This window comes from Lysinibacillus sp. G01H, from assembly GCF_028872195.1.
Lineage (GTDB): Bacteria > Bacillota > Bacilli > Bacillales_A > Planococcaceae > Lysinibacillus > Lysinibacillus capsici.
In genome coordinates, this window is record NZ_CP118397.1 from 1,695,496 (window position 1) to 1,709,943 (window position 14,448).

Here is a 14,448-nt window from a genome sequence, read left to right on the forward strand (position 1 = left end):
CTCCAAAGAAGTGAGAACCTGCTCTAAAAAGAGATGAAACCGCTCCAAAGAAGTGAGAATCCGCTCTCAAAGGAGAGAAAGCCGCTCCAAAGTACCAAAAACTCTTTCTCCAAATTAAAGAAATCCCGCTCAAAAAAAGTGTTGCTCTCTTCCAAACTAAAAATCTCTAACCACGTCAAAATCAAAATCAATACTCTCTTTCATTCGTTGGATTGATCGAAAAACCGCGTAAAACAGAAAAAAATGTTATTTTCTAGTGATTTATTGCTAAACAAAAAGTTAAAGGCGCTCTTTGAATCATTAACATATTGTCTAGTTTCATAGAGAAAGGACAATGTTAAAATAACATAAATTCAGAATATTCTTTAAAAATAGGAGGTCCTTTGCATGACAGTAACTAGTTTAAAGACAACAGAATCGTATGTGCGAGATCGTGAGACGGTCATTGCCCTAACACAGAAGCTCGTGCGCATTGAAAGCGTTTACCGTGAGAACGATCCGAAGGGCAATGAGCAAGAGGTGGCAACTTTTGTAGCGGCGTATTTACGAGATATTGGGATCGAGACGCATATCGAGGAGGTTGTGCCGGGGCGACCGAATGTCATTGGCATTATTGATTCGGGTAAGCCTGGGAAAACATTACTTTTCGAAGGACATACAGATGTGGTGACAGAGGGCAATCGAGAGGCTTGGGCCTACGATCCATTTGGTGCAGAAATCATTGATGGGCGTATGTATGGCAGGGGAACGAATGATACAAAAGGGAATCTTGCTTGTATGATTACAGCTTGTCAGTCATTGCTACTAGATCAAGAGGCGTTTACGGGCAAAATTATTTTATGTATTCCTTGTGATGAAGAAGGGCTTATGCTGGGCATTAAACATTTTATTAAAAATGGCTGGGCTGATGGTGTGGATGGTGCGATTATCTGTGAGCCACAGGAAAATAATGTGTGTATTGCACAACGTGGGGCTATTCGTTTACAGGTAGATATTTTCGGTAAAATGGCGCATGGTGCGATTTCGTGGAGTGGCATCAATCCTAACTGGCGTATGGCACGTTTCATCGTAGAGCTTGAAAAGCTGGAAAAAGAGGAGCAAGCACGATTAGGGCGTGATCCAATGCTGAATTGGCCATCTATTACACCTACGATTTTACGTGCGCCTGTAAAAGGCGATGCACAAATCAATGTCATTCCGGATCATTGTATGACAACACTCGATATTCGCACGGTGCCTGCGCAGGATCATGATGAACTGCTGAGTAAGATTGAAGCGATTATTAAACGATTACAAGCAGATGACCCTGATTTCAAAGCTGAACTGACGGTTCTTGATAACCGACCTGCAACAGCAACAGCGAAGGAAGACCCCGTTGTACAGGCTATATATGAGGCTGTGGCAGAGGTAACAGAAAAGGAACCAAAATATAACGGTGTTCCAGGCGCGACAGATGGCACGTTTCTTCATGTGCATGGTATTCCAATTGTAACAGTTGGGGCAGGAGATCGAGAAATCCCTCATCAAATCAATGAGTATGTGGATATTGAAGAATTGGCAGAAACAACGGCAATTTACCGTTTAGCAGCATTAAAATTTTTGGCGGGTGATGCACAATGACGGCGATCAAAATAGCAGTAATACCAGGAGATGGCATAGGAAAAGAGGTTATGCAGGAAGCGTTAAAAGTTTTAAATTGTTTGCAAGAACAACATAGCTCCTTACAAATTGAAACAACCATCTTTCCTTGGAGCTCCGATTACTACGTGCAGCATGGCTGTATGATGCCTAATGATGCACTGACAACACTTCAAACATATGATGCGATTTTATTTGGAGCTATTGGCGATGCTCGTGTGCCCGATGATGTGACCGTTTGGGAATTGATTATGCCGATTCGGAAACAGTTCCAGCAATATGTGAATTTCCGTCCTATTAAATCACTGCCAGGGATCGCGTCTCCGTTGGCTAACGGCAAAGAAATTGACTTTGTGATCTTCCGTGAAAATGCAGAGGGTGAATATTCGGACAGTGGTGGTCGACTGTACCAACAGCAGCCGCAGGAAATGACGATTCAAAATACCATCATGACACGAATGGGGATTGAAAAAATTGTCCATGCTGCCTGTGATTATGCGAAGCAACACGGTAAAACCAAAATAACAAGTGCGACAAAATCAAATGCCATTATTCATTCAATGAAATTCTGGGACGAGCATACAAGCAAAACGGTGGCTCAAAGTTCACCAGCACTACAGCTCGAATCCATTTATATCGATGCACTCGTTGCTTATTTCGTAGAACGACCACAGAATTTTGAGGTGGTGGTGGCGTCCAATTTGTTTGGCGATATTTTATCCGATTTAGGCTCTGCTATTGTAGGAGGACTTGGTCTATCTCCATCAGCCAACCTGAACCCCGAAAAGGATTTTCCATCGATGTTTGAGCCTGTTCATGGCTCAGCACCAGATATTGCAGACAAGGGTATTGCCAATCCAATCGCTCAAATTTGGTCGCTTGCCTTACTGCTTGGCCATCAAGGCAGACCAGATTTAGAACAGCTCATTGTTAAAGCCATTACAGCTGTGCTGCAAGAAGGCGTTGTGAAAACAGCAGATATTGGTGGACAAGCGACAACAGCACAAATGGGCGATGCGATTTGTCAGGAAATTATTAATAGAACTTTAACAGCAGGAGGTGTTTAGCATGGCAGTTGAGCAAAAGGTAATTGTGGTTACTGGTGCAGGAGGCGGTATGGGAAAGGCCATTATTCAAGAGCAATTAAAGCAGGGCAATCGAGTTGTTGGACTTGATCTATCAATAGACGCCTTATCAGATATTGCACAGGATGCCCTTCAATGCTTTGAAGTCAATGTGTTACAGGAGGAACGTGTGCAAGACATCTGCCAGCAGGTTTTTGATAAGTATGGCAGAATAGATGGTCTTGTTAATGCACTGGGAATTGCTCAGTCAGCTACGCCGATTGAAGAGGTCACAATGGATGAATGGAATCGTTTAATGGATGTTAATGTGAAAAGTTTATTTATCACGACAAAGGCAGTTGTCCCTTTTATGAAAAAACAGCAAAGGGGTTCTATTATTACAATTGCCTCGATTTCAGCAGTGCGACCAAGACCGGGCTTACAGGCTTATATTGCATCCAAGGGTGCAGCAGAGAGCTTTACGAGAGGACTAGCAATTGAACTAGCATCTAGTCAAATTCGGGTTAATACGATTCATCCAGGACCAGCAGACACACAAATGCTTGGTCAATTCGCCGCACAAGGTGCAGATGTAGAGCAGACGAAGCAAAGTGTCTTTGTGCAATCTGTGCCATTAGGACGATTAGTGAAGCCAGCAGATATAGCAGGAGCTGTTAATTATTTACTCTCAGATGCAGCAAGTATGGTCACAGGAACGACATTACATGTAGATGGTGGCCGTGGATTATAGGAGGGGTACAATGAAAAAAATTCCTATGTTGATAGATGGTGAGTGGGTTCACGGTGATGCTCAGACATACCTCGATGTTAAGAATCCCTCAACAGGTGAAGTGATTGCACAAATTGGCAACGCAAGTAAAGAACATGTAGAAGAGGCAGTGCGTGCAGCACGAGTAGCCTTTGAACGAGAGGACTGGCGTCAATGGAAAGCCTATGAACGTGGGCAGTTATTGATCGAATTTGCTCATTATATTCGTAAGCATGCAGAGGAATGGAGTTTACTCGAATGTCGGGATGTAGGAAAGCCCTTATCACAGGCAAGAGCAGATATTGAAGCAGCGGCTCGCTATTTTGAATTTTATGGCGGTGCAGCGGATAAGGTGATGGGGGATACCATTCCAATCGAGGATGGGCTATTAAATGCAGTAGTGCTAGAGCCAGTGGGCATTACGGTACATATTGTGCCATGGAATTATCCGATTCAAATTACGGCAAGAAGTGTAGCAGCCGCTATAGCAACTGGTAATGCAGTCATTGTGAAAAGTGCGGAGGATACACCACTAACAACACATGCCATTGCACAATGGTTCGCCGATAAGTTGCCGAAAGGGATTTTTCAGCATATTACGGGCTTGGGACGAGAAGTTGGTCTTTATTTAACTTCACATCCCGATATTAATCATATTACGTTTACAGGTTCTGTTCCCACAGGAATTGCGGTAATGAAGGCGGCTGCAGAAAATGTTGTGCCTGTGACATTAGAGCTTGGTGGTAAATCTCCTAATATTGTTTTTGCGGATGCTAACATGGAGCAGGCATTAGAGGGAGTCGTACGTGCGATTATCCAAAATGCTGGACAAACTTGTTCAGCAGGGGCACGTTTACTCATTGAGGAACGAATAAAAGAGTCCTTCATTTCCCGATTAGCACAAAGGTTCCAAGCGATCCAAGTAGGACCAGGTGAGGCAGATATGGAGATGGGACCGTTACTGAATGAACAACAATATACGAAAATCACTGCATTATTACAGCAAGCAAAGGTAGATGGCTATGTTGTGACAGGTGGGGAACCATTGACATTGGCAGGCCATGAGAATGGTTTTTATGTTCAGCCAACTATACTTGATGGTGTTGATCCAAATGATCCATTAGCTCAGGAGGAAATTTTTGGTCCAGTGTTAACCGTCTTGACATTTTCCACTGTAGAGGAGGCCATCGCATTAGCCAATAGTACGGACTATGGCCTAGTGGCAGGCATTTGGTCACAAAATATCGATACGGCTCATTATGTGGCAAGTCGTGTGCAGGCTGGCCAAGTATTTGTCAATAATTATGGGGCTGCTGGAGGCATTCAAATGCCATTTGGCGGCTATAAAAAAAGTGGAATTGGTCGAGAGAAGGGCTTTGTTGCACTGCGAAACTATACGCAAATGAAAAATATCGCTATACGCTATGCACCACCTAATCAACACTGAGATGGAGGGACGCATATGGAACAGCCAAAAGAAAAAGATGTACTTTTAGAGGTCAATCACTTATCAATTAAATTCCATTTAAAAAATGGCAAAGAGGCAAAAGTTGTGGAAGATGTGAATTTTACTATTCATAAAGGAGAAACCGTTGCACTGGTTGGTGAATCGGGAAGTGGCAAAAGTATTACATCCTTAGCCATTATGCGGTTGCTGCCTATACCTCCAGGAGAAATTACGTCAGGTTCTATCACTTTAAATGGTAAAAATCTACTTACCTATAAAAATAAAGAAATGAGCCGTATTCGAGGCAATGAAATTAGTATGATTTTTCAAGAGCCCATGACCTCTTTAGATCCCGTTTTTACGATTGGCAATCAAATGATTGAAGGCATACGAAGACACCAAAAGGTATCGAAAAAAGAGGCATGGAATAAAGCGCTACAGCTTTTAAAAGAAGTCGGGATTGCGAATGCAGAAAAGGTCATCACCGAATATCCTCACCAACTCTCAGGTGGGATGCGACAACGAGTCATGATTGCCATTGCGATGTCGAATAATCCGCAGCTATTGATTGCGGATGAGCCAACTACGGCACTTGATGTCACGGTTCAGGCACAGATTTTAAAGCTGATGCTAAAAATGAAGGAAGAGCATCGATCAGCCATTTTATTCATTACCCATGATATGAGCGTTGTTGCAGAGACAGCTGACCGCGTTATGGTGATGTATGCGGGACAGATTGTCGAGGAAGCCCCAGTAAGAGAGCTCTTTTTAAATCCACAGCATCCTTATACAACAGCGCTTTTAAAGACGATGCCAAGCCTTGAAACAGATGTCAAAAGGCTACCATCGATTCCTGGTACAGTGCCACCTGCGTATGCATTACCTGACGGCTGTCGCTTTGCGCCACGTTGTCCCCATGCGCTGGCACATTGTCATCAGGAGCAACCTGCTGTTCATCACATTCAAGAGGCACATAAGGTACGCTGTCATTTATTCACGGAGAAAGGAGAGCTGGCTCATGACGGAGAAAGAAGTTTTGCTGGAAATTAATCATTTAAAAGCCTACTTTCCTGTGAAACGTAAGTCGATGAAGGAAGAGAAAAAGGTCATTAAAGCGGTGGATGATATTTCGATTGAGATTTATAGAGGGGAAACGCTTGGTATTGTTGGCGAATCAGGCTCAGGAAAATCCACCTTTGGGCGAACAATTTTGAAGCTCGTTGAACCAACAGCAGGGGAAGTGTTGTATAAAGGACAGCCCATCCAGCATTTAAAGGGGAATAAGCTGCAAAGTTATCGTAATCAAATGCAAATGATTTTTCAGGATCCCTTTGCCTCCCTCAACCCACGGATGCGAATCGGCTCTATTATCGAAGAACCGATGAAGCTGCAATTAACCTTGACGAAGGAGCAACGCAAAGAGCGTGTGAAGGAGCTATTACAAAAGGTAGGGCTACCTGAGGATGCCATGCATAAGTTTCCACATGAATTTTCTGGTGGGCAGCGGCAGCGTATTGGGATTGCACGGGCATTAGCGATTCATCCAGAATTCATTATTGCCGATGAGCCCGTTTCAGCACTGGATGTGTCGGTGCAATCACAAGTGCTCAATCTCATGATGGATTTACAGGATGAATTTCAATTAACCTATTTATTTATCTCACATGATTTAAGCGTTGTGAAGCATATTAGTGACCGTGTGGCAGTGCTGTATTTAGGCAGAGTAGTGGAGATTGGGACAAAGAAGGAGCTATATGCCAATCCGTTACATCCCTATACACAAGCATTACTATCTGCAATACCAGTTGTGAATTTTGATGAGCCTAAGCAAGAAATACTTTTACAGGGTGAGTTACCAAGTCCGATGAATCCACCTGTTGGCTGTGTCTTTCATACACGTTGCCCGTATGTGATGGAAAGATGCCATCAGGAGAGACCGAAGCTTCACGATGAAAATGATCAACAACGAGTAGCCTGTTTTTTATATAAAGAAAAATCAGAAAATTGCAATTATTTAACAAGTGAGGTGTGAAGAATGTTTGGCAATATAACGGATGTGCCAGGTGTTAAGGTAGGACATCGCGAGAATAAAGAGGGCATCACAGGCTGTACGGTGCTATTAGTGGAAAACGGAGCGGTGTGTGGAGTGGATGTTCGGGGTTCTGCACCAGGTACTCGTGAAACAGATGCGTTAGATCCCATCAATGAAATTGACCGAGTCCATGCCATTTGTTTAGCTGGGGGTAGTGCTTTTGGGTTAGATGCTGCTACAGGCGTTATGCAATTTTTAGAGGAGCAAGGGATTGGGGTAGATGCAGGAGTAGCGAAAATACCGATTGTACCAGGTGCTGTACTCTTTGACTTGTTTATCGGTGATCCACATGCACGACCTACTGCACTTATGGGCTATGAAGCGGCACAAGCGGCACAAGTCGGTTCATTTCCAAACGGCAATGTAGGCGCAGGCTACGGAGCAACTGTAGGCAAATTAGCTGGTCCAGCATTTGCAATGAAGGGTGGGCTTGGTAGTGCTTCCTATGCGGGGAAAGATGGTCTTGTAGTAGGTGCTATCGTGGCTGTCAATGCAGTTGGAGATGTCAAGGACCCCACAACGAGGCAAATTTTAGCTGGAGCAAGAGATACACATTCTGGTCAATGGGTGGATTGCTGTGCCTATTTAGAGCAACATGCACAATCAGAGGCTTTAGCGGGTACTAATACAACCATTGGTGTTGTGGCAATGAATGCCAAGCTAACGAAGGCGGAGGCTAAAAAGATTGCGCAGCTTACGCAAAATGCCTTAGCACGCACGATTTATCCTGTTCATACGATGCTGGATGGCGATACGATTTTTGTGCTTGGTACAGGGGATCAATCCTATGCACTTGATTATTTAGGCCAGCTAGCGACAAAGGTGATGGAGGAAGCGATTCTGGCTGGCATTAAAGCCGCTGAACGATTGGCGGATGTTGAGAGTTATACAAGCATTCAAAAGACAAGCACTTAAAAAAAGGGGGAACAGCCATGCAATGGAAAAAAAGCGGATTGATACTACTAACACTGTTAGTGGCAATCGTTATGGCAGCGTGTTCAAGTGATGGAGAGAAAACTACGACTACTTCAGGTACTACAGATGGTCAAACGGCAACAGATGTTCCACAGGAAATTGTTGTACGTGTGAATGATGATCCAGATTTTTTAGATCCACATAAGGCGACAGCATCCATTTCGTATCAAATGATTCTAAATATCTTTGAAGGGCTAATGGCTCCTGAAACAGATGGCTCCTTAAAAGAGGGACTTGCTGAAAGCTATGAAATCTCTGAGGATGGCTTAACCTATACGTTTAAAATTCGCCAAGGTGTGAAGTTTCATAATGGTGATGATTTAACGATGGAGGATATTCAATATTCCTTTGACCGTTTAATGGGGAAAAATGGTGGGGAAAAAATGTCCAATAGCTTTGATAACGTAGCATCTACAGAGGCGCCTGATGCAAGTACATTTGTGATCAAGCTAAAAGAGCCAAATTCAAATTTCTTGTATTCCTTAACAGGGAGACAATCAGCTATTATTCCAAAGAGCAATGATGGGAAGCATAATGAAAATCCAATTGGTACAGGTCCATTTGCCTTTGTGAAATATGCACCAGGTACAAATTTAGAACTTAAGAAAAATGAACAGTACTGGCAAGAAGGATTGCCTTATTTGAATAAAGTAACCTTTGCCTTCCAATCAGATGATCAGGCAGCCATTATGAGCTTGATGGCAAACGAAGTAGATTTAACGAGTGTTCCTTGGCACCGTGTGAGCGAGGTAGAGGGAAGCTATAGTTTATCACACCAAAATAATAACTCTTCTCTTATTGTTACATTTAACGAAACAAAGGCACCATTTGATAATGTGAAGGTTCGTCAAGCAATCAATTACGCCATTAGTAAAGCCGATATTATTGACTCCGTGTTTGCAGGCTATGCTGTGCCACTTGGCTCTAATATGAGTCCAGCGATGGGTGATTTCCAAAAGAAGGGTTTAGAAAGCATGTATGAGCGAGATGTGGAAAAAGCGAAGGCGCTATTAGCGGAAGCGGGCTATCCTGATGGCTTTAAAACTAAAATTACCGTCTCTTCACACAATGATATTTACTCAAATATTGCACAAATTGTCGTAGCTAATCTACAAGAGATCGGAATTGATGTAGAAATTGAAGTAGTGGAATGGGGAATTTGGCTAGATCGCGTTTACTTTGGTCGTGACTATGCAATGACAACGATTGATTTAACGGGTCGTGCATCTGCTTTTGAAGTGTTGAATGATTACATTTCTACAAATGATAGTGAAAACTTCTTCTTATTTAAAAATGAAGAATACGACAAAATTATGGCTGATGTTTTAAAGGAAACCGACCAAGCCAAGCAAATAGAGTACTATCATCGTGCACAGGAAATATTAGCTGAGCAGGCGACAGCAGTATACATTGCGGATTATCAAATTGTTTGGGGATCTGACAAACAGGTGACGGGGCTCAAGAGCTATCCATTCTGGTTCCACGATATGTCAGAGGTCAAGTTTTCAAACTAGAAAGGGATGAGTGCTTATGATGTATATCCTACGTCGAATCATCCTGTTAATAACAACCATCCTTCTAGTATCCATTATTACATTTGGTGTTTTTCAAATTTTACCTGGTGATCCAGTCCGCACAATGCTAGGGACAGAGGCGGATCCCACTCAAATTGAAAATTTACGATCTGAGCTTGGCTTGGATCGTCCTCTTTATGAACAATATGTGGATTGGATGAAGGGCTTATTGACAGGGCAATTAGGGAATTCCATTCGATTTTCCATGCCAGTAAAAGAACTATTATTTGATCGACTTCCTGTCACCATGTCATTAGCAGGACTCACCCTTATCATTGTCTTAATCATCTCTTTACCTTTAGGGATGTTTGCAGCAAGAAGACAAAATAAATTAAGTGATGTGTCATTATCGACTGTAACCCAAATCGGTATGGCTGTGCCTTCATTTTGGCTAGGGATGATGCTTATTCTTTACATTGGCTTACAGTTCAGCTTCTTTAAAATTAGTGGCTATATACCTTGGACACAAAGTGTAGCAGGGGCGCTCAGTACGCTAATACTTCCAGCTTTAACCATTGCGATTCCACAAATTGCGGTGAATTTTCGTTATGTTCGTACAGCCATTTTGGAGCAGGTCCAGCTCGATTATGTCCGCACGATTCGCAGTAAAGGGATGTCTGAACAAAATGTAATGTATAAGCATGTATTGAAAAATTCCATGATTCCGATATTGACGGTTTTTGGGTTGATTATGGCAGAAGTTGTAGCAGGGACGATTATTGTGGAGCAGGTGTTTTCATTGCCAGGGATCGGTCAGTTATTGATTACGGCTATCAGTAATCGTGATTTTCCACTCGTACAAGGGATCGTTATGTATATTACAGTAGCTGTTGTCATGATTAATTTTATCGTCGATGTTTTATATTCTGTGTTGGACCCGAGAATTCGATTACGTTAAGAGGTGACTACTATGAAACAATTACAGCGCTATACTAAAAAAATCAATTTAGTCATTGGTCTCCTCGTCATTGTTGGCTTTCTGCTCGTCATGATTGTTAGCTTTTTTTATACACCCCATGATGTCAACGCGATGAATATACCTGAAAAATTGCGTGGTCCAGGTGGTGCCTATATGTTTGGAACAGATGAATTTGGGCGAGATATTTTTAGTCGCATTATGAAGGGGACACAAACAGCCTTTGCCGTGGGTCTATTAACGGTTGCGATTGGAACGATATTTGGTATTCTCATAGGCGGAATTGCAGGCTATGTTGGTGGCTGGGTCGATGAAATATTTATGCGCACGATGGACGCTTTAATGGCCTTTCCAGGAATCATCTTAGCATTAATGCTTGTAGCGGTATTCGGCCCAGGAATAACGAATACAGCGATAGCGCTTGGGATTATCGCGATACCAGCTATTGCGAGGATTGCCCGCAGTGGCTTTGTGCAACAACGTGACTCGGAATATGTGCTGGCAGCGAAATTAATTGGTGTTAAGCCTTATAGCATCATGTTCCGTCATATTTTGCCAAACATTTCGTCTCAAATTATTGTTGCAGCAACCGTGACTTTTGCGACAGCAATGTTAGCCGAGGCAGCACTGAGCTATTTAGGGCTTGGCGTACAGCCACCAAACCCTAGCTGGGGTAGAATGTTAAAAGATTCACAAGCCTATTTAATCGGTGCCCCTTGGTATACGTATGCCCCTGGGGGAGCCATTACGATTCTTGTTCTAGGCTTATATATGCTCAGTAATGCTTTACGAGATTTTATGGATCCGCGTTCAAAATCGTAATAGATCAGGTGCTGTCTTTTGCAACAGTTCATATGCCTTAACAGCCATCTCAATATTGAGACGGTGAGGGGCTTGTAAAAAATCAGCACCTAGTATACTTTCTAATCGTTCTATTCGTTTATAAAGTGTTTGACGGACAATAAACAGCTGTTCTGCTGTATCATTTTTAGCCCCATTACAGGTCAGATAGACAGCCAATGTTTGAAATAAATCATGGCTACTTTTTTGATCTAATACTAAAATTTCCTGTAAATAATCTTTTACAAATTGTAGGAGGGCTGTTTGATCTTGCTGTAATAACAATCGATAAACACCTAAATCTTTATAATAGATGGAGCTCGTCAATTGATGATGCTGCATTTGGATGGCTGATTTGGCTTCCTTATAGCCCAGATGAACACTTTCGATCGATTGATAGACATTGCTAATACCACAGCTAAGGGTAAGTTGCTCAAAAAATTGTGCTGCTTTTCTTGCAATAATTTGTGAAATCGCTTGATCAAAAGCGTCGCGATTGTCTTTCATATAATCTGCAGCAATGAAAAAGGCTAAAATAATTATCTCGTGCTGTCTTACTGAAACAGTAGGGAAAAATCCAAGCTTTTTCAGGATCGAACGAACATACATGGCATTTTGTAGCTGGATTTCCTGCCATTCTTCTTCAGGCACAGTATTGGCTTCATCATGGAGATTGAACACAACGACTCGGTAAAATAAATTACGACTTTCGATTGGTAAATAGCTTTGATAGTATTGAATATCTACTGGCTGACCTTGAATTAAGGCTAGTATGAATTCATCTTCACGGCTTTGTTGTCGCTCCTGAAGCATGCGGTTACGCATTAAAATATGGGCAATCGACATAGTTGCTCGTTCAAGATTTAACAAGGTGTAATCACTCTGCTTTGGCAGTTCAGAATGCATACATAAATAGCCCCACACTTGTCCAAGCCCATTAACAGGAATAATGACAAAATGGTCTTTTCCCAAGGATAGAAGGTGCAAGGGCTCTTGTAGTTCTAACTGCTGACAATGCTCCTCCATGACACGTAAGTATTTTTTAGCCTCCATAGGATAATAAAAGCTTTTTGTATCTTCTGAAACAAATAGAAAGGGAGCATTTGTATCTTGATGGAGCACTTGTAATATTTTCAAAATACCATTTGGCATTAATGATAATTCCATAAAGGTTTTGGATAGTGTATCTAGCTGTGTAAGTGCCTGCTGGTGTTGATTAATTATGTACGTGTGCAAATCTTGCGTAATATCGATAAATCGTACAATTTCTTCAAAGATGATGATAGGGAAATGATGGGCATTTGCCATGGCAATCAATTCTACGGGAACATGGTCAAAATAATCGCCAATTTCTATACAAAGACCAGCTGCCTCATTACGAATAAGGTTTTGTAAGTAGGCGATTTGTGTTTCTCGTTCTAGCTGTAAACCGACACCCGTGGTTAATATTAATTCACCACCATTGATTAATGTTTCAAAATCTTTAATTTCTAATATATGTGTCCACAATACTTGGCGATCAAGACCATGCTGCCCTGCAATAAGCTTCGCCGATTCAAAATGCTTGCGCTTGAGGACATCACGTACGAGTAGAGGATGTTTCGACATCAATTAGCACCTGCCCTTCGAATGTACAATGTCTATTTCATTATGTTAGAGAAATCAGAAAATTTCAATATTATCTAGCTTAATAGGGAAAATGGTGATAGACAAAAAGACACCGATGATACACGATTGGAGGTCATGATATGGAGCGAAACGATCAGATTACACATACTTTACAGCAAAAAGATCATGAACACATTTGGCATCACATGTCTATCTATAATGACAAAGCACCTCCCATTATTGAACAGGGAGAAGGGGCATGGATTACTGATAGTTTAGGCAATCGCTTTTTAGATGGTATGTCAGGCTTATGGGCAGTGAATGTAGGGTATGGGCGTGAGCGTCTTGCCAGAGTTGCGTATGAGCAGCTAAAAAAGCTTTGCTATGCTCCTTTAACACAAAGCCATGAACCTGCCATCAGGCTCGCTGAAAAAATTAACAGCTTACTTGATGATGACTATATGATGTTTTATTCCAATAGTGGCTCAGATGCGAATGAAGTAGCGTTTAAGTTAATACGTCAATACCATCAACAAAATGGGGAAGGGAACCGCTACAAAATCATTGCTCGTTATCGGGGCTATCATGGCAGTTCACTTGGGGCATTAGCAGCTACAGGTCAGGCTTTACGTAAATTTAAGTACGAGCCGCTGACACCAGGCTTCTTACATGTTGCTCCACCTGATCACTATCGTCGTCCAAAAGGGCAGTCAATTGAGGCATACAGCCTAGCACTTGCCCGAGAAATGGAAGAAAAAATTATTTGGGAGCAAAAAGAAACCATTGCGGCTGTCATTATGGAGCCACTCATCACGGGTGGTGGAGTGCTTATTCCCCATCCTACATATGTCAAAGAAGTCGAGCGCATTTGTAGAAAGCATGGGGTATTACTCATCATGGATGAAGTCATATGTGGCTTCGGACGGACAGGTAAGCTATTTGGTCATCAGCATTTTGATATTCGACCAGATGTCATTACCATGGCGAAAGGATTAACGAGTGCCTACCTACCACTATCCATTACAGCTATACGGAAAGACATTTATGAAAAATTTAAAGAGACGGACGGCTATAGTCATTTTCGCCATATCAATACGTTTGGTGGCAATCCAGCAGCTTGTGCAGTGGCCTTAGAAAATATAAAAATCATGGAAGAGGAAGGACTTGTGCAGCGAGCAAGAGATTTGGGTATTCAATTCCTACATGATTTGCAAGACCTATTAGAGCTGCCTTTCGTTGGCGATATTCGTGGGCTTGGGTTACTCATCGGCATTGAGCTGGTCGAAGATAAACAATCTCAAACACCTGCCAAGCCTGAGCTAATCGCGAAAATCATAGCTGATTGTCAAGCAAATGGCTTAATTATTGGAAGAAATGGTGATACAGTTGAAGGCTTCAATAATATCATTACGTTAAGTCCACCGCTGTGCTGTACAGATGAGGACTTTGAGTTTATGGTTGCTGTATTAAAACGAGTATTTGCAGCCAATGTCTAGCCTGAGGCGATTCCAAATGTGCAAAAAAC

12 protein-coding genes are annotated in these 14,448 nt (G+C 42.2%); 11 read left to right on the forward strand and 1 reads right to left on the reverse strand.

All coding sequences use genetic code 11. The annotated features are described in order from the left end of the window. Positions 1-387: 387 nt before the first annotated feature. Genes PSR12_RS08200 through PSR12_RS08245 form a run of 10 tightly spaced genes read left to right on the forward strand, consistent with a single transcriptional unit; the run spans position 388 to position 11,297 of the window. Positions 388-1,620, forward strand: a complete 1,233-nt coding sequence (locus PSR12_RS08200; RefSeq protein ID WP_221680752.1) for a M20 family metallopeptidase — start codon at positions 388-390, stop codon at positions 1,618-1,620. Continuing rightward, positions 1,617-2,705, forward strand: coding sequence for a tartrate dehydrogenase (locus PSR12_RS08205; RefSeq protein ID WP_274772564.1), 1,089 nt, complete (start codon positions 1,617-1,619; stop codon positions 2,703-2,705). Before PSR12_RS08200 ends, PSR12_RS08205 begins: the two co-directional genes overlap by 4 nt. Position 2,706: 1 nt before the next feature. Continuing rightward, positions 2,707-3,453, forward strand: a complete 747-nt coding sequence (locus PSR12_RS08210; protein WP_274772566.1) for an SDR family NAD(P)-dependent oxidoreductase — start codon at positions 2,707-2,709, stop codon at positions 3,451-3,453. A 10-nt stretch (positions 3,454-3,463) separates the two neighbouring features. Then, positions 3,464-4,918 (forward strand): aldehyde dehydrogenase family protein, encoded by a 1,455-nt coding sequence (locus PSR12_RS08215; RefSeq protein ID WP_274772568.1) that lies wholly within the window; start codon positions 3,464-3,466, stop codon positions 4,916-4,918. A gap of 15 nt (positions 4,919-4,933) precedes the next feature. Continuing rightward, a complete protein-coding gene (locus PSR12_RS08220; protein WP_274772570.1) occupies positions 4,934-5,968 on the forward strand; it encodes an ABC transporter ATP-binding protein in 1,035 nt (344 codons plus the stop codon). Continuing rightward, positions 5,937-6,950 carry an ABC transporter ATP-binding protein gene (locus tag PSR12_RS08225; protein ID WP_274772572.1) on the forward strand — a complete coding sequence of 338 codons (1,014 nt, stop codon included), beginning with the start codon at positions 5,937-5,939 and terminating at the stop codon, positions 6,948-6,950. The genes PSR12_RS08220 and PSR12_RS08225 overlap by 32 nt, the downstream gene beginning before the upstream one ends. A 3-nt stretch (positions 6,951-6,953) precedes the next feature. Next, complete coding sequence (locus PSR12_RS08230) at positions 6,954-7,925, forward strand: P1 family peptidase (protein ID WP_274772575.1); 972 nt, start codon at positions 6,954-6,956, stop codon at positions 7,923-7,925. Between the two features lie 17 nt (positions 7,926-7,942). Then, positions 7,943-9,499 carry an ABC transporter substrate-binding protein gene (locus PSR12_RS08235; RefSeq protein WP_221680759.1) on the forward strand — a complete coding sequence of 519 codons (1,557 nt, stop codon included), beginning with the start codon at positions 7,943-7,945 and terminating at the stop codon, positions 9,497-9,499. Positions 9,500-9,515: 16 nt separating this feature from the next. After that, the gene (locus tag PSR12_RS08240; RefSeq protein ID WP_009374228.1) at positions 9,516-10,457 is read left to right on the forward strand and encodes an ABC transporter permease; all 942 of its coding nucleotides are present in this window, start codon (positions 9,516-9,518) and stop codon (positions 10,455-10,457) included. A 12-nt stretch (positions 10,458-10,469) separates the two neighbouring features. Next, complete coding sequence (locus tag PSR12_RS08245) at positions 10,470-11,297, forward strand: ABC transporter permease (RefSeq protein WP_004229583.1); 828 nt, start codon at positions 10,470-10,472, stop codon at positions 11,295-11,297. On the opposite strand, the gene PSR12_RS08250 is transcribed toward PSR12_RS08245, so the two are convergent. Then, positions 11,286-12,923, reverse strand: coding sequence for a PucR family transcriptional regulator (locus PSR12_RS08250; protein ID WP_257521811.1), 1,638 nt, complete (start codon positions 12,921-12,923; stop codon positions 11,286-11,288). The genes PSR12_RS08245 and PSR12_RS08250 overlap by 12 nt on opposite strands. Before the next feature lie 140 nt (positions 12,924-13,063). Here PSR12_RS08250 and PSR12_RS08255 point away from each other — a divergent pair, with 140 nt between their 5' ends. After that, entirely contained in the window at positions 13,064-14,419 is a 1,356-nt protein-coding gene (locus PSR12_RS08255) for an aspartate aminotransferase family protein (protein WP_274772581.1), read from the forward strand. Positions 14,420-14,448 lie beyond the last annotated feature (29 nt).